General features: G+C 66.5%; 16 protein-coding genes and 1 pseudogene. 11 read left to right on the forward strand and 6 right to left on the reverse strand.

The genetic code is table 11. The annotated features are described in order from the left end of the window. Positions 1–27 precede the first annotated feature (27 nt). Positions 28–1,641: an amidohydrolase gene (locus EV191_RS17635; RefSeq protein WP_132878182.1), complete on the reverse strand. Its 1,614-nt coding sequence runs from the start codon at positions 1,639–1,641 to the stop codon at positions 28–30. Continuing rightward, positions 1,638–2,720 (reverse strand): L-erythro-3,5-diaminohexanoate dehydrogenase, encoded by a 1,083-nt coding sequence (gene kdd, locus EV191_RS17640; RefSeq protein ID WP_132878183.1) that lies wholly within the window; start codon positions 2,718–2,720, stop codon positions 1,638–1,640. Before kdd ends, EV191_RS17635 begins: the two co-directional genes overlap by 4 nt. Before the next feature lie 79 nt (positions 2,721–2,799). Here kdd and EV191_RS17645 point away from each other — a divergent pair, with 79 nt between their 5' ends. The 6 genes from EV191_RS17645 (at position 2,800) to EV191_RS17670 (ending at position 9,904) form a co-directional block, all read left to right on the forward strand. Beyond that, complete coding sequence (locus EV191_RS17645; protein ID WP_132878184.1) at positions 2,800–4,203, forward strand: KamA family radical SAM protein; 1,404 nt, start codon at positions 2,800–2,802, stop codon at positions 4,201–4,203. A gap of 73 nt (positions 4,204–4,276) precedes the next feature. Next, positions 4,277–6,847, forward strand: a complete 2,571-nt coding sequence (locus EV191_RS17650) for an ABC transporter permease family protein (protein WP_132878185.1) — start codon at positions 4,277–4,279, stop codon at positions 6,845–6,847. Between the two features lie 13 nt (positions 6,848–6,860). Continuing rightward, positions 6,861–7,550 (forward strand): ABC transporter ATP-binding protein, encoded by a 690-nt coding sequence (locus EV191_RS17655; RefSeq protein ID WP_132878231.1) that lies wholly within the window; start codon positions 6,861–6,863, stop codon positions 7,548–7,550. Continuing rightward, on the forward strand, positions 7,547–8,239 hold the full coding sequence (locus tag EV191_RS17660) for an ABC transporter ATP-binding protein (RefSeq protein WP_424565478.1): 693 nt from the start codon (positions 7,547–7,549) through the stop codon (positions 8,237–8,239). Before EV191_RS17655 ends, EV191_RS17660 begins: the two co-directional genes overlap by 4 nt. A 10-nt stretch (positions 8,240–8,249) precedes the next feature. After that, positions 8,250–9,320 carry a GDSL-type esterase/lipase family protein gene (locus EV191_RS17665; protein WP_243659026.1) on the forward strand — a complete coding sequence of 357 codons (1,071 nt, stop codon included), beginning with the start codon at positions 8,250–8,252 and terminating at the stop codon, positions 9,318–9,320. Positions 9,321–9,376: 56 nt separating this feature from the next. Next, positions 9,377–9,904: a GNAT family N-acetyltransferase gene (locus EV191_RS17670; protein WP_132878186.1), complete on the forward strand. Its 528-nt coding sequence runs from the start codon at positions 9,377–9,379 to the stop codon at positions 9,902–9,904. Between the two features lie 39 nt (positions 9,905–9,943). On the opposite strand, the gene EV191_RS17675 is transcribed toward EV191_RS17670, so the two are convergent. Together EV191_RS17675 and cysC are read right to left on the reverse strand one after the other, a co-directional pair. Beyond that, positions 9,944–10,726, reverse strand: coding sequence for a TetR/AcrR family transcriptional regulator (locus EV191_RS17675; RefSeq protein ID WP_132878187.1), 783 nt, complete (start codon positions 10,724–10,726; stop codon positions 9,944–9,946). Between the two features lie 95 nt (positions 10,727–10,821). Further along, a pseudogene (gene cysC / locus EV191_RS17680) lies at positions 10,822–11,421 on the reverse strand (adenylyl-sulfate kinase); the annotation flags it as partial. A 283-nt stretch (positions 11,422–11,704) separates the two neighbouring features. On the opposite strand from cysC, the gene EV191_RS17685 reads away from it, so the two are divergent. Next, positions 11,705–14,557, forward strand: coding sequence for a DEAD/DEAH box helicase (locus EV191_RS17685; RefSeq protein ID WP_243659027.1), 2,853 nt, complete (start codon positions 11,705–11,707; stop codon positions 14,555–14,557). Between the two features lie 2 nt (positions 14,558–14,559). Next, positions 14,560–15,756: an SWIM zinc finger family protein gene (locus EV191_RS17690; protein WP_165912992.1), complete on the forward strand. Its 1,197-nt coding sequence runs from the start codon at positions 14,560–14,562 to the stop codon at positions 15,754–15,756. 10 nt (positions 15,757–15,766) lie between these two features. Here EV191_RS17690 and EV191_RS17695 read toward each other — a convergent pair whose 3' ends face one another. Continuing rightward, positions 15,767–16,222, reverse strand: a complete 456-nt coding sequence (locus EV191_RS17695) for an Lrp/AsnC family transcriptional regulator (protein WP_132878190.1) — start codon at positions 16,220–16,222, stop codon at positions 15,767–15,769. Next, positions 16,222–17,352: a M24 family metallopeptidase gene (locus EV191_RS17700; protein WP_132878191.1), complete on the reverse strand. Its 1,131-nt coding sequence runs from the start codon at positions 17,350–17,352 to the stop codon at positions 16,222–16,224. The genes EV191_RS17695 and EV191_RS17700 overlap by 1 nt, the downstream gene beginning before the upstream one ends. Before the next feature lie 152 nt (positions 17,353–17,504). Here EV191_RS17700 and EV191_RS17705 point away from each other — a divergent pair, with 152 nt between their 5' ends. The 3 genes from EV191_RS17705 (at position 17,505) to EV191_RS17715 (ending at position 19,649) form a co-directional block, all read left to right on the forward strand. Beyond that, positions 17,505–18,452, forward strand: a complete 948-nt coding sequence (locus EV191_RS17705) for a 5'-3' exonuclease (protein ID WP_132878192.1) — start codon at positions 17,505–17,507, stop codon at positions 18,450–18,452. A gap of 118 nt (positions 18,453–18,570) precedes the next feature. Beyond that, the gene (locus EV191_RS17710; protein WP_132878193.1) at positions 18,571–19,155 is read left to right on the forward strand and encodes an NADPH-dependent FMN reductase; all 585 of its coding nucleotides are present in this window, start codon (positions 18,571–18,573) and stop codon (positions 19,153–19,155) included. A gap of 35 nt (positions 19,156–19,190) precedes the next feature. Beyond that, entirely contained in the window at positions 19,191–19,649 is a 459-nt protein-coding gene (locus EV191_RS17715) for a VOC family protein (RefSeq protein ID WP_243659028.1), read from the forward strand. Positions 19,650–19,714: the final 65 nt, after the last annotated feature.

The raw sequence follows: 19,714 nt of genomic DNA on the forward strand, positions 1-19,714 counted from the left end.
CTCGCCGTGGGGCGCGGGCGTCGGCGCCTACGCCCCTTCCTGATAAATCGTCTCGCCGCGCAACAGCGTGCGCAGGCAGCGCGGTAGTTCGTCCTCGGGCCCGAGTGGCGGCAGCCCGGGCACGCCGGATCGTGGATCGGTCGACCAGCGCTGTGTCCGCATATCCGGTGCGGCCACCACGAGCTCGGCCGCATCCCAGATGGCGAGGTTCGCCGGCGCGCCCGGCTGCAGGGTGCCGACGAGTGGATCGCGCAGGCCCGCCGCTCGATACCCGCCCCTGGTGTGCGCCAGAAACGCCGCGCGTGGCGAAAGTCCGGCGCCGCTGGTCCGGTGGTTGACCGCCGCGCGCACGGTTGCCCACGGGGCGGCCGGGGTCACCGGCGCGTCCGACCCGAACGCGAGCGGTACGCCTGCGGAAGCGAGCTGGGCGAAGGGGTTGAGCCGCGTTCCCCTTGGCAGCCCCAGCCGCTGTGCGTACAGCCGGTCGGTGCCGCCCCAGGCCTCGTCGAACAGCGGCTGCACGGAGGCGATCACACCCCAGGACGCGAGTGCGGCAGCCTGCTGCGCGTCGACCATCTCGGCATGCTCGAGGCGGTGTCCCCGTGAAGCCAGGGCGGGTGTGCCGACGACGGCGGCCGCGCGTTCGAAGCCCGCGATCGTCTCGGCAACCGCGCCGTCGCCGATCACGTGGAAGCCGGCCTGGACGCCGGCCCGCGTGCAGGCGATCAGGTGGTTGGCGATCGTTTCGGCGTCCAGATAGCGGGCGCCGTGATTACCGGGGTCATCGGTATAGGGCTCGCGGAGCAAGGCGGTGCGCGAGCCGAGCGCGCCGTCCACGAACAGATCACCGGCCACTCCGGTGGCGCCGATCTGGCGCGCCTGTTCGAGGCCGCCGGCCTCGCCCCAGTACCCGACGACCTCCGGCACACCCCCGTGCGCGGCTAGCTCAAGCAGGGCGCGCAGGTCCGCCGCGCCAGAGATATCCGGGCCGGCGCATTCGTGGACGGCCGTCACTCCGACGGAGGCAGCGTGCCGGAGGAACGCGCGCTGCGCCGCGTCGCGTTGCGCCAAGGGCAGCGCGTCGAGCGCGGCCCTGCGGAGGTGATGGTGTGCCTGCTTGCGCAGTGGTTCGGTATCCGACCAGCCGTCCGCGGTACGGGCGGCCGGCGCCCTGTCGAGCAGCGCTGTCGAGGCGAGCGCCGAGTGCGCGTCGATCCGGGACAGATACGCCGGTCTGTTACCGACCGCGGCATCGAGCTCGGTGCGGCTGGGTGCACGACCTTCCGGCCAGACGGATTCCTGCCAGCCGTGTCCCCAGACCAGGCCATCCGGGTGGCACTGTGCGTACCTTCGGATGGTGTCCAGGCATTCCGTGAGCGAGGTCGTCTGACTCAGGTCAAGGCCGTGCAGGGCGAGGCCTGCCGTGGTGGCATGGACGTGCGCGTCGACGAACGACGGCGCGACGAATGCTCCGTTCAGGGTGATGACCTCGTCGGCATCGGCATACAGCGCACGAGCCGGGGCGTCCTGGCCGAGCCAGACGATGGTGTCCCCGGTGATAGCCAGTGCGGTCGCGTCCGGGGCGTGTGCGGTGTAGATCCGCCCGCCGAGCAGCAGGGTCGTCTTCGCGGTGGTGTTCACGAGCGATGAGTGTGCCCTTCGCGCCGCTCGAAGAGCGTGCGGACCCCGTCGTGCCGGCGTACCAGGTCCAGTGCGAAATCCGCGTGGCCCGGCGCGTAGCCGTTCCCTACCAGCATGCGGACATCGGCGGCGAGGGCCTCGGCGCCGAGCGCGGCGGCGGTGAAGGACGTGGCCATGGAGAAGAACACCACTGTCCCGCCGTCCGCGGTCGCCAGGATCGCGCCGTGTTCGCAGCCGGGTACGTCGACGCACACCACGGTGATATCGGCGGATCGCCCCAGCGTGGCTGTGATCGCCTCTGAGGTGGCAACCGGGTCGCGCGCGTCCGCGATGGCCACGGCGTCGGCCAGCCCCGCTTGTCGCAGCGCAGCCGCTTCTGCCTCGGTCGGCACGAGCGCCAGTACGGCGTCCGCGCCGGCGTCACGTGCCGCGGCCAGGGACAGCGATCCGGATTTGCCCGCGCCACCGAGCACACAGACCCGCGCGCCCGTGCCGTACTGCCGAACGACCCGGTCGGTAAGCGCGGGAGCGCCACACACGTCGAATACGGACAAGGCGAGCTGGTCGGCCAGATCAGTGGGGAGTTTCGCCGCGACCGACCGACGAAACAGCACTGCCGTACCGCTACACGGAATCTGTTCGGTGCTGCCGTCCCATCCGCTGAGCTCGTCGGTTACCCGCAGTGGCGTGCAGGTAAGCGATACGAGGGTGGCGATCCGGTCGCCCACGTGCAGATTCAGCTCGGCCTCTGGACCGCGCGCGCGTACCTTCCCGATCAGCATCCCGCCGGACCCGGTCACTGGATTATGCATCTTGCCGCTGCCGCGGATGATCTCCAGCACCGCCGCGCGGAGCTTCGCTGGTTCCGGATGGGCTTCGCGGAGCTGCCGGAACGAGGCGGCATCGAGGTTCAGGCGTTCGACATCGACGATGATCTCGTCCGGCCACGGCTCCGGGGCCGCGTTCAGCAGGGTCGCCTGCTGGGGCAACACCCCAGCGGGTTCGAGTACCCGATGCAGGCCATACGACGACGACTCGCCGAGCTGACCGCTGGTCTGCCCAGTTTCTACCTGAGTCATTGCCCACCTCGAAAAGATTTACGTTATATTCTGATTCAAGCAGCATATCTTCACGCATAACACAGGTCGAGGAGAATGAATGACTGCGATCCGAGTGTCTGAGCCGGCTACCGCGACAGCCGAGCTATTGGCCCAGCCATACCCGTATCGCCGACAGGAACTGGTCGAACCGGACTGGCGGCGCTTCCCCGGCTGGCGGGACGTCACCGAGGCACAGTGGGGCGACGCGCAATGGCAGCGCGTGCACTGTGTTCGCAACATCAAACAGTTGCGTGCCGTCATCGGGGACACCGTGGCCGAGGAGTTCTTCACCGACCTTCAGGCGGACCAGGAACGGACCGCCACCATGTCCATGCTGTTGCCGCCGCAGATGCTCAACACGATGGCGCCGACCATGGACGGGAGTTCGACCGCGGAGTTCACCGCCGCGCTCTACGCCGACCCGATCCGCCGCTACATGCTTCCCGTGCACAGTGACCGGGATCCGAGCTGGCCGAACCATCCGCATTCCAGCAGGGACTCGCTACACGAAGCGGAGATGTGGGTCGTCGAGGGGTTGACCCACCGCTACCCGACCAAGGTGCTCGCTGAGCTGCTGGCCACCTGCCCCCAGTACTGCGGGCACTGCACCCGGATGGACCTCGTCGGCAACTCCACAGCCACCATCGACAAACACAAGCTCGAGCTCAAACCGGTAGATCGCCAGGACGCGATGATCACGTACCTGGAGAACAACCCGGGAGTCCGCGATGTGGTGGTCTCGGGCGGCGACGTGGCAAACGTGCCGTGGCATCAACTGGAAGCCTTCCTGATGCGGCTGCTCGGCATCTCGACCATCCGCGATATCCGACTTGCCACCAAGGCATTGGCTGGTCTGCCGCAACACTGGCTACAGCCCAAGGTTGTGGAAGGTATTGAGCGAGTGGCACGTACCGCCCGTCGTCGGGGGGTGAACCTGGCCATTCATACGCACGTCAACCACGCGCAATCGGTGACACCCCTGGTTGCCGAGGCCGCGCACACCATGCTCGAGGCAGGGGTACGGGACGTACGCAACCAGGGCGTGCTGATGCGTGGGGTCAATGCCACCCCGAACGATCTGCTCGACCTCTGTTTCGCGCTGCAGGACGACGGCGGAATCCTGCCCTACTACTTCTACATGTGCGACATGATCCCGAACGCCGAGCACTGGCGGCTCGCGGTACACGAAGCGCAGGACCTACAACACGCCATCATGGGCTATCTGCCCGGCTACGCCACGCCACGAATCGTGTGCGATGTGCCGTACGTCGGCAAGCGCTGGGTCCACCAGCTCGCCGACTACGACCGGGAGCGCGGAATCTCGTACTGGACCAAGAACTATCGAACCAGCATCGAACTCGACGACACCGATCCTGACACGCTGACCAGGACCTATCCCTACTACGACCCGATATCGACGCTGCCCGAATCTGGTCAGCAGTGGTGGCGGACGCACGGGTGAACCTCGTTGAGCAGTATTTAGTTCTTATTGCTTTCCTCACCAACCGGCGCCGTTGACCGGTATCTTCCGGAACGTGCAGCTCCCTTGGCGTGCGGCGGCGCGTGCGGCCTTCACCAGTCCCGTCACCATCATCGTGACGGCGACGACCGCACTGCTGGTCGCCTTCGTCGCCGTCGCGGCGGTGCTGCATTCGGCGGCGGCCGGCAGTGCGGCGGTCGACTACCAGACCGAGAACCTCTGCGCCCAGGCCGTGCCTACGGGTGTGGACGGCCAGGACTTCTCGATCCAGGACGCCAACACGGTGATCGCCGACGCGCGAGCGCAGGGCGCCAAGCACGGGTTCGACACCGCGATCGCGGCCAAGTACAGCTCCCCCGTCGTCGTCGACCACCAAGGCACGCCAGCAAAGATCAAATTCGCCTATCGGGACCGTGCTCAGGACAATCTGCGCGTCGTACGCGGCGGTGACCCGAACGGGATCTGGATCTCCGAAACCATGGCCGAGGACTTCGGAATGCGGCTCGGCGACCAACTCGGCGGAGCCCAACTTCCCCCGGTGACCGCGATATACGCCGACCTGAGCACGCCCACGTCGCAATGGTGGTGTAGCGAGTCCGCCTACGCCGTGCCGAACATGCTCGCCGGCGACGCCGAATACGCGCAGGTTGCCTGGCTACCGAGCTCGGACGACTACGACACCGCGATGAGCACCACGGACGACGCTGGGCTCACCACCCTCAGTGTCCGCTTCCCCAGTGATCAGATGCCACACACCACGGGCGAGGCACAAGCACAGAGCGAACGCAACGACGCGCTGATTACCACCCTGACGAACACCATTGATTCCCGCGACCTGGAGACCACGCCAAGCCTGGACAATGCTTTCGAGCGGCCCACCGAGGTGGCCTCCGATGCGCAGACGACGGTGTTCACCTCCATCCTCTCGCTCACCGTGATCAGCCTGCTTGTCGGGCTTGCCGGGGTCGCCACGGTCACTATCCAGTGGTGTCAACGCCGGCAGAGCGAACTGCGCCTGCTGTGGTCCAGAGGTGCCAGCCCTACCGCTCTTGGCTTGCGCGCGGTGCTGGAACTCGCGGCACCACTGGCAATCGGCACCGTCCTCGGTGCTGTCCTGGCGCGCGTGTTGCTGCCCTGGTACGCGCCCGCTCGTGCGGTGGACCTCTGGCCGCAGGTACTGGCCGGGCTTGCCGCGTTGGGCACGTTGCTGATCGCGATCGCCGTCGCGGGCACGACGACCCTGTTCTGGGTGCATCGCCGCTTCGCCCGCGTCCCCGCGAGACCGGGACGGCTACGCCGCGGATGGCGATACGTACCATGGGAACTGCTCAGCGGCGGCCTCGCGGTCGCGGCATGGGCGCGGCTATCCGCTGGCTACGCCGCGGCCAGCGATGGACCGGTGCCGACCGTGGATCCCGCCGCGCTCGCCTTTCCCCTACTCGTCCTGCTCACCGTGGTGCTGCTGGTCGCGCGGATCGCGCAGCTCCTGCTCGGCCGGTCCCATTACGCTTCCTGGTGGCGGGTCCCTGCCGCGCAACTCGCGATGCGCCGGCTCGCCGCGAGTCGCGGACCGGCGATCGGTGTGCTGCTGGTCGGTGCGCTGGCCGTCGGGGCACTCGCAACCGGCAGTGGTATCGCCAACGCGCAGTCGAACGCGATGCTCGAGAAGTCCAATATGTTCATTGGCGCGAACAGTTCGGTACAGGTCACCGCGGACACCGTGGTGGACGAAAACCCCATACCCAAGGAGGTTGCCGGCAGCAGCACGCTGGTCGGCGAGAAGGAAGACGGCGATGTGACCATCTTGGCCGTCGATCCGGAGGACTTTCCCAAGGGTGCCTGGCTCGAAGGTCGAACTCAGGAAGAGATGTCCGAAGTGCTCGCGCCGCTGCGCGCGCAGCGGCAATCGGCAAGCGACCCCATCCCCGCGATCAGGGTCGGCCAGGCACCCTCGGGGGCGATCGAGCTGCCGTCCCTACCCGGCGCGGAAACGGTAGCCGCCGTCGAATCGTTCACCAAGATCGGCACGAACCCCGGCTATGTCATCTCCTCGGACGTGTTGTCCCACCAGGAACGGTGGGACATGACCACCTGGTCGATCTGGTCGCAGGACAGCCTCGAACGGCTGTCCGGAGTGCTGAACGACGCTCAGGTCTACCACTTCGCCGTAAAGGACCGGGAAGCCGAGTTCAACGCGATGCCGTTCCTGGTGATCGAGTGGACGTTCGGCTTCGTCACCGCGCTCGGCCTGGTTCTCGCGGCGGTCGCGGCCGTGGCGCTACTGCTCGCGGTTGAAGTGCGCCGCCGGCAGAATGCGCTGTCCGGAACGTTCTTACTGCGCATGGGATTGCGCCAACGCGCGCTGTTCGGCAGTCATCTGCTCGAACTCGGTGCGCTCGCCACCGCGGCCGTGCTCACCGGCGTCGGAATCGGCGCGACCGGCGCGGTCCTTTCCGTCCCGCTGCTTGACCCCGCGCCATGGCTGAACCCGATACCCGATCTGCCAAACCTGACACCGCTCGTGCTAGCGAGCCTCGCGGGCGGTGGGCTCGTCGTACTACTCGCCGGGTGGGTCGCGGTGCGCGCGGTGCGTACCGCCAGCATCGGAGAGCTGATTCGTGGCTGAAACGGGGACGGTGATGGCGGCGAAGGAGGTACTCCGCGCGGACGCGGTGCACGTTGACTACCGCACTCCCGCGGGACCGGCAACAGCGGTCGCGGACGTGAGCTTCGGTGTCCCTGACTCGGGAGTCACCGTGCTCGCCGGGCGTTCCGGTTCAGGAAAATCAACGATGCTCCGTGTGCTCGGACTGCTGGAATGGCCGAGCACCGGAACCGTGTGGTACGGCGATACGGACACCGGCTCCTTACGGGAACCACAACGACGCGAGTTGCGTCGTGCCGACCTCGCCGTGGTTTTCCAGAACCCGTCGGACAACCTACTCGAGTACCTTTCCGTCGGCGACAATCTGCGTGCGGCCGCGCAATCGGCCGGGCGGGACTGCGCCAGCGTCGAGCTGCTCGAACAACTCGGACTACCGGGTAGCCAGGACTGGCGAGTAACCGCGCTCTCCGGTGGGCAGCAGCAGCGACTCGCCTTTGGTTGCGCGTTGGCCCGCGGTAGTTCGGTGATCCTGGCCGACGAGCCGACCTCGCAACTGGACAACGCCTCAGCAGATCTGGTGCTGGATACCCTTCGGCAACTCGCCGACGGGGCGATCCCGGTGCTGGTGGCCTCACACGACCCGCGGTTGATCGAACTCGGCGACCACCTTGCCCGCCTCGAGGACGGACGACTGGTCGATTTCACTTCGGCAGGTGCATCATGAACCAACCCCGCCCAGTAGCCACCGCTTCAGTGTCCATTATGGATGTCATCCGGACATATCAGCACCCGAGCGGACCCGTGGACGTGCTGCGCGGCGTCCGGCTGAACATCGACTCGGGAGAACTGGTAACGCTCAGCGGACGATCGGGGTCGGGCAAGAGCGCGCTGCTCGCAATGCTGAGTGGCTTCGACAGTCCGGACGCCGGCACGATCCATGTGGACGGGCAACCAATAGTCGAACCACCGCACTGGGCACGCTGCGCCGTGCTGCCACAGACCTTCGGCCTGGCGACTGAGCTGACGGTGGCGGAAAACGTTGCGCTGCCACTGCGGCTCGGGGATTCGGCGCCCTCCCCCGCGGCGCTGAGCGCTCGAGTCAACGAGCTACTCGCCGAGCTCGGGATCGACACCCTCACCTCGCGTTACCCGCCGGAAATCTCCTTCGGACAACAACAGCGAGTCGCACTCGCGCGTGCGGTGGCCGCACGACCTCGGGTGCTGCTCGCCGACGAGCCGACCGCACACCTGGACAACGCCAGCATGCCGCCCGTGTTGCGGATGCTGCGCCAGTGCGCCGACGAGGGCGCCGCGGTACTGGTAGCCACGCACGACCAGCACGTGCACGAGATCGCCGACAGGCAAGTCCAGCTTCGCGACGGCGTCATCGTCACGCCCACCGAGGATCCGTAGACTCGGCATCGTGCGGTCGAATTGGATACGCGGCGTGCTCGGTGCGGCAATCGTCGTGCTGCTCGTCGGCGTGGTGATCCTGGTGGTCGAGGTGTCCAGACAGGATGAGCCACAACCCGGTCCGCCAGAAAACGCCGAACGCGTCGTCGTCGCACTTGGCGACAGCACCATGTCCGGCGAAGGAGCGGGTGATTACACCAACCGCACCAACGGGAGGAACGGCAACTGGTGTCATCGATCGCCGAACGCATCGATCGAATCCGTAGACATCCCCGGTGTCGACCGTGCGATCAACCTGGCCTGTTCCGGCGCGCCGTCCGAACAGGTCGGTCTCGGCGAAACCAAGCAGTACACCGAAGAATCCCAAGCAGCACGGCTCGGCGAACTCGCGAAGAAGTACCGGGTAGTGGCTGTCGCCGTCGCGACCGGCGCTAATGACGAACCAAAGTTCTCCCACCTGGTGAACCAGTGCGTGCAGGCATGGGCGAACCAGCGCGGCGATGGCTGTAGCAAGCAGATCCGGCAGGACTGGCAAGGCCGGATCGACGCTATGCAACCGAAGGTCGTTAGCGCACTGCAAGATGTCCAGCAGGTCATGTCTGATGCGAACTACGACGAAGACGACTACGACCTGGTGCTGCAATCCTATGCGGCACCGTTGAGCCCGGATATCCCGAACAGCCTGCAAGGGCTCGTCGGTTGCCCGTTTCGCACTGAGGATCTGCGCTGGGTTCGCGACGAAGCGATGCCCGCGCTCACCGCAGCGCTGCGCGAGGCCGCGGAGGAAACCGATACCCGCTTCCTTGACCTGTCGCGGTCCGCGCGTGGAAACGAGGCCTGTTCCGGTGGAGCCGACGACAGCACCGAGTGGTTCACCCGGCTGACCGTGCAATGGGAGGACCTCAACGACGAGGAGCGCGTACAACACGTGCTGCAGGAGTCGTTCCACCCCAATGCGCGAGGCGCGGCACAGTTTGGTCGCTGCCTCAGCGATTTCTTGAACAACACCGATGATCAGGCAGCGTGCCTGAAAGACCAGAAAGGACAGCTACGCGCGGTCGCGACCATTGGCGCCGACTGAACGATACGTTCGACTCCCGGCGTCTTCGCGCGATCGTGGCGTGCGACGAACGAAATATGGCGATCGAGTTCCCACTCCTCAGCGAACGACTAGCGTTGCGACCATTCCGCGATGACGACGTCACCGCGATCCACCGGGTCTACGGTGACCCGGAAGTCATGCGCTATGTCGCCTACGGCAAGCCCACCTCGCCAGAAGAAACGGCGAGCATGGTGGCCGATTACATTCGCCACCAAGAAGAGTACGGCTACAGCACGTGGGTTGTTCTCGACCGCGCGACCGGCGCGGTGATCGGCGATGCCGGCCTGGTAGCGCAGGAAGTAGGCGCGGAGGTCGGCTACACCCTGGCAACCGCGTACTGGGGCAAAGGCCTCGCCACCGAAGCGACCAGACTGTGCGTCGAGCTCGCCTTCGGACAGCTCGCGCTGCCCCAGCTCATCGCCTGTGTGGACCCCCTGAACCCCAATTCGGCACGGGTACTGCGGAAGCTCGGGTTCGAGCACGCTGGTCAGCAGGAAGCTTACGGCCGGCCCCACGACGAGTACCGGCTCACCGCGCAAAGCTGGGCTGCCGCAACAGCCTAAGGCGCGAACACCCGTAGAACGGTTGAAAAGCTCGGCCCGCTAGCGAGTCCCGGACCGGCCACCGGTCCGGGACCGCACATACGATTCGATCCCCGTCAGTAAACAGTCCAGGCCGACCTGGAAAACACGCGGCAGATCCCCAGCCGCACCGTACATCTGGCCGACCGCCGAACCGACCCGCGAGGCCAGTGGGAATCGGCCAACCATGGCCACCTCGTCCAGCACCGGTGCATGCCCGCGCCACCATTGCTCATCGCTCATACCGGTACGTCGTTCCGCCTCGCCAGCGTCGACAACCCGACGGGCCGAGCCCTCCACATAGCCGATCACCGCGCTGAGCACGGTGTCCATCTCCACGTCCGTGAGGCCAATACCGTCCAGTACCCGCAGCTCGTTGTCGTACTTCGCCGTCGCGTTCGGACCGAGTGCCGGACGAGTCGAACTCACCTGCAGCATCCACGGATGCCGCAGCAACAACGTCCAGTTGCGCCGTGCCACTTCCGCCAGACCAGCCAACCAACCATCCGCCAACGCGACCGGGTCAGCCGATTCGCCATACGCGGTATCCACCATGACATCGACCAGTTCGGCCTTGCTCGGCACGTAGGTGTACAGCGACATCGTGCCCACGTCGAGGCGTTCGGCCACCTGGCGCATGGACAGCGCCCCGATCCCCGAGGCATCCGCGAGCTCGATACCCGCCGTGGCGATCTGCCGTAGCGTCAGCCGCGGCCGCGGTCCCCGCTTCGGCGGGTCGAACGTGCCCCACAGCAATTCGACGCTACGGCGCGGGTCGCCACTTCCGGTGTATTCCACAGCCACGCGCCTATTCTGACAGCAGAACACGTGCCGTGCCCGTTTGCGCGCGGCTAATCCTATGTGGACATCCAGTTCCGGGTATGCGCGAAACGTGCTGCTCAGCTGACCGGTGTGTGTTGCCGCACGGCACGGGGCAACAACACGTCGAGCACCCTGCCCGCCATAGCGCTTGGCGAGCCATCCACCGGCCGCAACACCACATCCGGCGCGGCGGGCGCCTCATAGCGGTCGTCGACTCCGGTGAAGTGCCGAAGGTCGCCGGCTCGCGCCTTCGCGTACATACCTTTGACATCGCGGGACTCACACACCGCGAGCGGCGTATCCACGAACACTTCGATAAACCGCAGCTCGTCCTGCTCGTGCATGTTGCGCACGGCATGTCGATCGGCCAGGTAGGGACTGATCAACGCGACGATCGAGACCAGGCCCGCGTCAGCGAACAACTTGGCCACCTCGCCAACGCGACGGATGTTCTCCGTCCGGTCCCGAGCGGTGAACCCCAGATCGGCGTTGAGTCCATGTCGTAAGTTATCGCCATCGAGCAGGTACGCGGGACGATGCACAGCCAGCAGCTGACGTTCGACCTCCGCGGCGACGCTGGACTTACCCGCCCCGGACAATCCGGTCAACCACACGGTGGCGCCCGCCGTCGGCCGATCGCTGCGACGTATGGCCGTGGTCTGCCAGACCACCTCAGGGTTGTGCTCCGCGCTCAACCTGACCTCCCGACTCGGTCCGGACGCGTCATCCGTCGATCCGGCCAGCTCGGAACTGGCCACCGATCGGCGCAGAATACCGTCTGGTCGCAACCAGTACGCTGCGGGGCCGGGCAGCCGCGGTCGGCAACTTTGGGCTTACCGCCAGCACGATGCCTCGGCACTGCGCCGAACTGGGTTTCCGGACGTTCGGGAATAGCCCGGCGTCACCCGTCGTTGAGGGTGTTCCGGATTCAATCGACGTGTATCCAACCCCAGCGAGGTGATGATCGTTCAGGACCGCACTGAACACCACAAAATGATCGGCTGGGAGAACTGCGCGGTGGTGTTCGAGCCTGCTGATCCACCACGTGCAGGAACCATGGCTTTCTGGTGCGACGCCCCAGACCAGCCCCACTCCGACCAGCACCACCCTGGCCAGCACCACCCTGGCCTGCCGCGCACCGAGAATGGCACGCCAGGCGAGCTTGCCATCGTGGTTGAACCGGGAGATCACATCGAACGTAAACCGGTCGTGCGGCTGCCTATCGTCGAGGTAGTACCGATTCTCGCCAAGGCGCGACGTGCGCCAACCAGCACCGCGTCCATCGCGTTCTGGGGCGCCGCGACGGTCCTGGCACTGCAACTGGTCGCGCGCGGAAAACTCCTCCCTGGGCTGTCCGCCAACGACGTCGACTCGTGGCACGCTGGCCCTTTCACCACCGACGACCTCACGCGAATCGAGCAGCTCGCCGCGGCGATGCCCGCCGAGGCACGAGCGATTCCCCTCTCGGAGACCGCGCCGTACGCGTTGCCGCACGCGGGCGAACTACTCCGCGCTTTTCTGGACGCCGTCGCCGACGGGTTACCTCGCGGTTCGGCCGCGACCGCAGCGGCAGGCACCTCGCTTTTCGCCGGAACCTCAGTGCGGCAAAGGCCGCAACTACGGAACTGGGCCCGCGAAACAGCGGCCGGCAGCGATGCCGGTATCCGGATCTCGCTGCGCATCGAACTGCCGCACGATCCAGCCAACGCGTCACTACGAGCCGTGGCCCAGGTGCACAGCCTGACCGAGCCGACAAGGATCGTCGACGCGGCACGGTTGTGGGGCGAACTCCCCGCCGGTTTCACCGAGCGATCCCGACTCGACACCACGGTCGCCATCCGCGCCGCCGCACGACGGTGGCCAGCACTGGGCCGATTGCTGGAACAAGCCGTGCCGACCGAGCTGATCATTGCCGACGACGAGATCACCGAGTTGCTCGCCGGCGCGGGCGCCCGCCTCGCTGAAGCCGGCATCGACGTGCACTGGCCGACCGAGTTGGCACGCGACCTTTCCGCGCGGGCCATGATCGAACAGGCCGAGCAGGCACCATCCGACCTGCCCGGGGTGTTCGGCGGCACCGAGCCGTTCGCGGTGAACTGGCAACTCGCCCTCGGGGAAAACCCGCTGACCACGGCCGAGCTGGACCAGCTTGCCGAAGCCCATCGGCCCGTGGTGTGGCTACGTGATCGATGGACGCTTGTCGCGCCGAACCTCGCGGACAAGGCACGGGAGCGCGAGCTCAAATCGCTCACCCCGATCGCGGCACTGAGCGCGGCGCTCAGCGGTACCACCGAGGTCGATGGTGAACGGGTTGCCGCCGTCAGCAGCGGTTGGCTCGAGGAGCTACGTGAACGCCTCCAGCGTGGCGAAGGTGACGCGTCCCGCATTGGCCAGCCACGTGAACTGGCCGCGACGCTGCGCGACTACCAACTGCGCGGCCTCCGCTGGCTGGCCATGCTGACCGAGTTGGGCCTCGGAGGCTGCCTCGCAGACGATATGGGGCTCGGCAAAACCGTCACCCTCATCGGACTGCATCTGCATCGCCGCGCCGAGGGTATCGCCCACGGGCCTACGCTCGTCGTATGCCCAGCCTCACTACTCGGTAACTGGGAACGCGAAATCGCCAGATTCGCACCCAGCACGCAGGTTCGACGATTCCACGGCACGGCGAGGCATCTGGCCGAGATCAACGACGGATTCGTACTCACCACCTACGCGACCATGCGGCTGGATGCCGCCGAACTGGGCGCGGTGCCATGGGATCTGTTGGTCGCGGACGAGGCGCAGCACGTGAAAAACCCCTACTCGGGGACGGCACGCGCACTGCGCACTATCCCCGCGACAGCGCGCATCGCGCTCACCGGCACGCCCGTGGAGAACAACCTGTCCGACCTGTGGGCGATTCTCGACTGGACAACACCCGGGCTGCTCGGCACGCTCGCGGCATTTCGAACCCGCTGGGCGCAACCCGTCGAAGCGGACAACGACCGCCAGACGGCGGAGCGACTCGCCAAGCTGACCCGGCCGTTCCTGCTTCGCCGCCGCAAGACAGATCCCGGAATCGCTCCCGAACTGCCCACGAAAACCGAAACGGACCAGCCGGTCACCCTGAGCACCGAACAGGCGGGCCTGTACGAAGCCGCGGTACGTGAAACCATGAGCCAGATCCGTGGCAGTGCTGGAATGGCGCGCCGTGGGCTGGTCGTGAAACTGCTGACCTCGCTCAAACAGATCTGCAACCATCCCGCGCAGTATCTCGCCGAGGAAAGCCCACGACTCAGCGGACGTTCCGGAAAACTGGATCTACTCGATGAGCTGGTGGAGGTCATCACCGCCGAGAACGGATCCATGTTGGTGTTCACCCAGTACGTGGCCATGGCGCGGCTCCTGGAACGACATCTCACCGATCGAGGTATACCCAGCCAGCTGTTGCACGGTGGCACACCAACCGCCCGCCGCCAGCAACTCGTCGACGACTTCCAGGCAGGACGGGTACCCGTTTTCCTGCTCTCCCTGAAAGCAGCAGGCGTCGGGCTGAACCTGACCCGCGCGGAACACGTCGTGCACTACGACCGATGGTGGAACCCCGCGGTAGAGGACCAAGCGACTGACCGGGCTTACCGCATCGGCCAGACCCGGCCGGTTCAGGTGCACCGGCTCATCGCTGAGGGCACGATCGAGGACCGCGTCGCGACGATGCTGGCCGCGAAACGCGACCTCGCGGATGCGGTGCTCACCTCCGGTGAAGCGGCGCTGACCGAACTGTCCGACAGCGACCTCGCCGAGCTCGTCGAACTGCGCAGGGGGCGATGACCATGGCAACCGATGACCGCGTACGGGGGTTTCCGGCATTCGGGCCAACCCCACGTCGCCGTGGTGCCAACGCCGGCTCCTGGTGGGGAACCGCCTGGTTGAAGGCGCTCGAGGACGGCTCACTTGATCACACCCAGCTCAAACGCGGCAGGCAGTACGCGTACGCCGGGCGGGTTGGCCCGATCACGGTGAGTCCCGGCCGGATCGCGGCCACGGTGCAGGATCACGACGAGCCGTTCCACAGCCAAGTACAGCTGGACCAGCTCACAGACCCGGCCTGGGACCGGTTTCTGGACCGCATCGCCGGAAAGGCCGGACACATCGCGGCGCTGCTCGACGGGGACATGCCCACTGAACTCGCTGCGTTTGCCGAGGACATCGACATTCCGCTGCTGCCCGCGATAGGCGAGCTCGAACCGGAGTGCACCTGCCCCGGTTGGGAACATCCCTGCCAGCACGCGGCGGCGTTGTGTTATCAGGTGTCCTGGCTGCTCGATGCTGACCCGTTCGTACTACTGCTGATCCGCGGTAGAGCTAGTGGCGAGGTTCTCGAACAGCTCCAACGCCGAGGAACCGAACCCGCGACAGCGGGCGCACCGCAGGAACCCATTCAGGCCGAAGGCATCCCCGCGACGATTGCCTTCGGGACACCGACCGCTGAGCTACCCGAGGACCCGCCACCCGTTACCGAGCCACCCAGCTGCTGGGAACTGCCAGCAGGACCAGAGATCGAACCGGCGGTTCTGCGGTTACTCGCCCATGACGCCGCTCTACGGGCACGCGAGCTACTCGCCGAACTGCCAGTGCCGAACGACGACTGGCAACAGGCCGTGCGATTCGCGGCACACCACAGCCACGACTGGGTACTCGACCGGCTCGCCAGCGCGCAAAACCGCGATACGCACGAACTTCGGCTGGCCGCCGCGGCATGGCAGCAAGGTGGCCCCGCCGGCCTTGCCGTCCAGGAGCGATCTTGGCAACCATCCGAAGTGGAACGAGCGCGCGCCGAACGATTGTGGTCAGCCGCCGAACTGCCCAAAGCGCTACGCCGAGCGAATACGTGGACCCTGGCCGAACTACGGGTCCAACTGCGCTACGGCACCGACGGTCACTGGTACCCGTACCGACAACACGCTGGTGACTGGTGGCCGGTAGGCAGACCGCGCCAAGACCCCGGCTCAGCGTTCACCGAGCTGTGAAGCCAGGCCATCACAGTTGCGGCGGCCGGCCCTCATAGGGCGTGGACAGCACCACCGTCGTCCGGGTGGACACTTTCGCGGCCTCCCGGATCCGCCGCAACAACTCCTCGAGATCACTGGGCGAGCCCACCCGAACCAGCAGGATGTAGGACTCATCGCCGGCCACCGAGTAGCAGGACTCGATCTCCGGAAGGTGCTTCAGGCGGTCCGGGTAGTCGTCCGGCGCGGCGGGGTCGGTGGGTGTCAGTGAGATAAATGCGGTCAGCGCCAATCCGAGCTGTTCGGTGTCCAGCCGCGCCGTATAGCCACTGATCGCGCCGCGCTGTTCCAGTCGCCGCACGCGTTGGTGCACCGCCGACACGCTCAAGCCAACCCGCTCCGCCAGCTCGGTGAAGCTGCACCGGCCATTAGCTGCCAGCTCCCGCAGGATCGCCCGATCCAGCTGCTCGAGATCAGATTCCGCCACTACAGCTCCACTAGCGAGTGCGGCTGGCGGTTCAGACTCTCCACCCCGTCGTCGGTGACCACCACGATGTCCTCGATCCGCGCACCCCACTGGCCAGGGAAATAGATCCCCGGTTCGACGCTGAACGCCATGCCCGGCTCGAGGTGCAGGTCGTTACCGCCCATGATGTACGGCTCCTCGTGCACGTCCAGGCCGATACCGTGTCCGGTGCGGTGAATGAAGCGCTCGGCGTGCCCGGCCGCGCTGATGATCGACCGCGCGGCGTCGTCGATGTCCTGCGCCCGTGCGCCCGGGCGCACCGCGTGCACGGCGGCGCGCTGCGCTTCCTCCAGGACCGCGTAGCAGTCGGCGATGTCCGTCGATGGAGCGCCGAGCGCGTAGGTACGGGTGCAGTCCGAGTTGTATCCACTCGGCAGCGGGCCACCGATGTCCACGACGACGACGTCGTTGTCCGCGATCACCCGGTCGGACACATCGTGGTGCGGGCTGGCCCCGTTCGGTCCGGCGCCCACGGTGACGAAGGCGACGTGGGTATGTCCCTCGGCAACGATCGCCTCGCATACATCGGCCGCTACCTCGGCCTCGGTGCGTCCGGGCCGCAGCCATTCGCCCATCCTGGCGTGCACCCGGTCGATCGCCGCGCCAGCTTCGCGTAGCGCCGCTACCTCCGCGTCGTCCTTACGCATCCGCAGCTCCCGCAGCACGGGACCGGCCAATGCCTGGCGGGCCTCCGGCAGCGCTGTGTGAAATCCGAATACGTGCACCGCTTGGGTGGTATCGCTGAGCGCCACCTGTCTGGGCTTGTCCGCCGCCTCGGCGACCAGCTGGTACGGATCGGTGCCATCGACCCAGGTGTGCAGCTGGACGCCAAGGTCATCAAGCGGCACGTCGGCATAGCCGGGAGCTTCCAGACGCGGGACGACAAGCACCGGATCCCGCCCATTCGCGGGCAGTACCAGGCAACTAAGTCGCTCGTGGGACTCGCCGCCGACACCGAGCAGGTACCGCATATCCGAGCCAGGGGCAATGAGCAGCGCGTCGGTGTCCGCGCTCGCCGCTTGCTTCGCGGCCTTGTCCAGTCTGGTGCGCAGCTGAGTGGCATCCGGTGCGGTGCTGATGGTGGTCGCCATGCCGTGCAGCCTAACGCCCAGCGTCGCACCATCGCGCCACAACGGCGCGTCGGGCACGTACCTCGCCAGCAAGTTCCCTGGCACGGCAATTTTCCAGGCGGTTTGGCCGGGTCGGCCCGCGTATGTCGTGGCTTGCTGGCAAGCTTTGCGATGTGACCCGACCGCTCGCGTTGCTGGACGCCGCCAGCCTCTACTTTCGAGCCTTCTATGCCCTGCCGGATTCGCTTACCGCGCCGGATGGCACTCCGGTCAACGCGGTACGCGGCTTCACGGACACGGTCGCTCGCATCATCAACGATCGTGGACCGCACCGGCTGGTCGCCTGCCTGGACGCGGACTGGCGTCCCCAGTTCCGGGTCGACCTGCTGCCCAGCTATAAGGCGCATCGGGTGCAGGCGGAGGTCGAGGACGCGGCCGATACCGAAGAGATACCGGATGCGCTCAGCCCGCAGGTGCCGATGATTCTGGACGTGCTGGACGCCGCTGGCCTGGCTACAGCCGAGGCCACGGGTTTCGAAGCCGATGACGTGATTGGCACGCTCACCGCGCGAGAAGCCGACGATCCGGTCGAGGTCATCACCGGGGATCGGGATCTGTTCCAGCTCGTCCGGACCGAACCCACCTCGTGCCGGGTGGTTTACGTCGGTCGTGGTTGGGCCAAGGCCGACGTGCTTGGGCCGGCTGAGCTGGCTGAACGCTATGCACTCCCGATGGAGACCGCGGGCGCCGCATACGCGGATATGGCCGTATTGCGCGGTGATCCGTCCGATGGGCTGCCGGGCGTAGCGGGGATCGGTGAGAAAACCGCGGCGAAGCTGATCACTCAGTTCGGTTCGCTTACCGAGCTGCTGCGGGCCACGATCGACGGCGATTCACGCGTGACCACCAAGGTGCGCAACCAGCTCGCCGGCGCGGCCGATTACCTGGCGGCGGCACCGACCGTCGTACGCGTGGCCTCGGACGCCCCGGTGGTCATGGACCGCGCGGACAGCGTGCCGGTCCAGGGCCCGGCCGATCCCGATCGACTGGCCGAACTACAGAACCAATGGAACCTCGGCGGCTGCATCGATCGCCTACGTAAAGCGCTGACCAGCGGCTAATCCGCTTACGGTGATGCTGATCGGCACCGGTAAGTCGATGGTCAGCAGTCGGTAAGTCTCCACCCGCACAGTACGAGCAACACCGAAAACGTTGCAGCTACTGGCACGAGGAGACCTGATGACCGAGCAAAGCCCCCTCCGGATCGCGATTCTGATGGGCAGCACCCGAAATGGGCGGTTCTGCCCCACCATTACCGGCTGGTTCGGCGAGCAAGCCGAGCAGTACGGTGACCTCGCCGTGGACGTTATCGACCTGAACGAGGTCGCCCTGCCGGACACGCTCATCGACGACAACGACCCAATACCACCGCAGGTTGAGGCCTTGTCCGCGCGGATCCACGCGGCGGATGCCTTCGTCGTCATCACCCCGGAGTACAACCACAGCTTCCCTGCCCCGTTGAAAACGGCTATCGACTGGTTCTACGCGGAGTGGCAGGCGAAACCCGTCGGCTTCGTCTCTTACGGCGGTATGTCCGGCGGGCTGCGCGCCGTCGAGCAGCTCCGCCTGGTCTTCGCCGAGGTGCATGCCATGACCGTGCGGGACGGGGTCAGCTTCCACAACTACCCGGACCAGTTCGACGAGCAGGGACAGCCGAAAGACCGCGTGGGCGTCAACGGGGCCGCGAAGGCGATGCTCGACCAACTCTGCTGGTGGGCACGCGCCTTGCGTACCGCGCGGGCCGCGCATCCCTACACCGGCTGACCGAACATCCACGTGGACGAAAGGAACCGCGAATCATGACCATTTCACTGGACCACACGATCGTGCCTGCCCGGGACAAGCACGCGGCGGCCGAGTTTCTTGGCAACGTACTGGGTCTCGAGGTAACCACCGACCCTGGCGGTTACTTTGCTCAGCTCACGCTGGCGAACGGGGTCACCCTCGACTACTACGACGGACCTGGTTTTCAGTCCGGGTTCCCGTCCCTGCACTGGGCGTTTGTCGTGACCGATGAGGAGTTCGACGCCGCGATGGGTCGGCTGATCGAAGCTGGTGTGCGTTACTACGCGCTTCCGCACCAACCGGACGAGACCGCCCACCAGGTCAGTTACAGCGCACGGGGACACCGCGGCGTGTACTTCCCGGACCCGGAGGGGCACGGGATGGAGCTACTCACCGCGACCGAGGATCCAGCGGACGAGTGGTGGGTCGGCGACTACCGAAACGCGACGGCAGCCGAGCTGCCCAAAGGCTAGAGCGGCTGAGCCGCCCAAACGCTAGAGCAGCTGAGCTGCCCAAAGGCTAGAGCGGCTGAGCCGCC

Origin of the sequence: Tamaricihabitans halophyticus (assembly GCF_004340875.1) — a bacterium.
Lineage (GTDB): Bacteria > Actinomycetota > Actinomycetes > Mycobacteriales > Pseudonocardiaceae > Tamaricihabitans > Tamaricihabitans halophyticus.

Coding starts and splice junctions, on each gene's coding strand:
- EV191_RS17645 (WP_132878184.1), top strand. CDS start 2,800: ATGACTGCGATCCGAGTGTCTGAGCCGGCTACCGCGACAGCCGAGCTA.
- EV191_RS17660 (WP_424565478.1), top strand. CDS start 7,547: ATGAACCAACCCCGCCCAGTAGCCACCGCTTCAGTGTCCATTATGGAT.
- EV191_RS17690 (WP_165912992.1), top strand. CDS start 14,560: ATGGCAACCGATGACCGCGTACGGGGGTTTCCGGCATTCGGGCCAACC.
- kdd (WP_132878183.1), bottom strand. CDS start 2,720: ATGACTCAGGTAGAAACTGGGCAGACCAGCGGTCAGCTCGGCGAGTCG.
- EV191_RS17685 (WP_243659027.1), top strand. CDS start 11,705: ATGATCGTTCAGGACCGCACTGAACACCACAAAATGATCGGCTGGGAG.
- EV191_RS17670 (WP_132878186.1), top strand. CDS start 9,377: ATGGCGATCGAGTTCCCACTCCTCAGCGAACGACTAGCGTTGCGACCA.
- EV191_RS17655 (WP_132878231.1), top strand. CDS start 6,861: ATGGCGGCGAAGGAGGTACTCCGCGCGGACGCGGTGCACGTTGACTAC.
- EV191_RS17715 (WP_243659028.1), top strand. CDS start 19,191: ATGACCATTTCACTGGACCACACGATCGTGCCTGCCCGGGACAAGCAC.
- EV191_RS17700 (WP_132878191.1), bottom strand. CDS start 17,352: ATGGCGACCACCATCAGCACCGCACCGGATGCCACTCAGCTGCGCACC.
- EV191_RS17710 (WP_132878193.1), top strand. CDS start 18,571: ATGACCGAGCAAAGCCCCCTCCGGATCGCGATTCTGATGGGCAGCACC.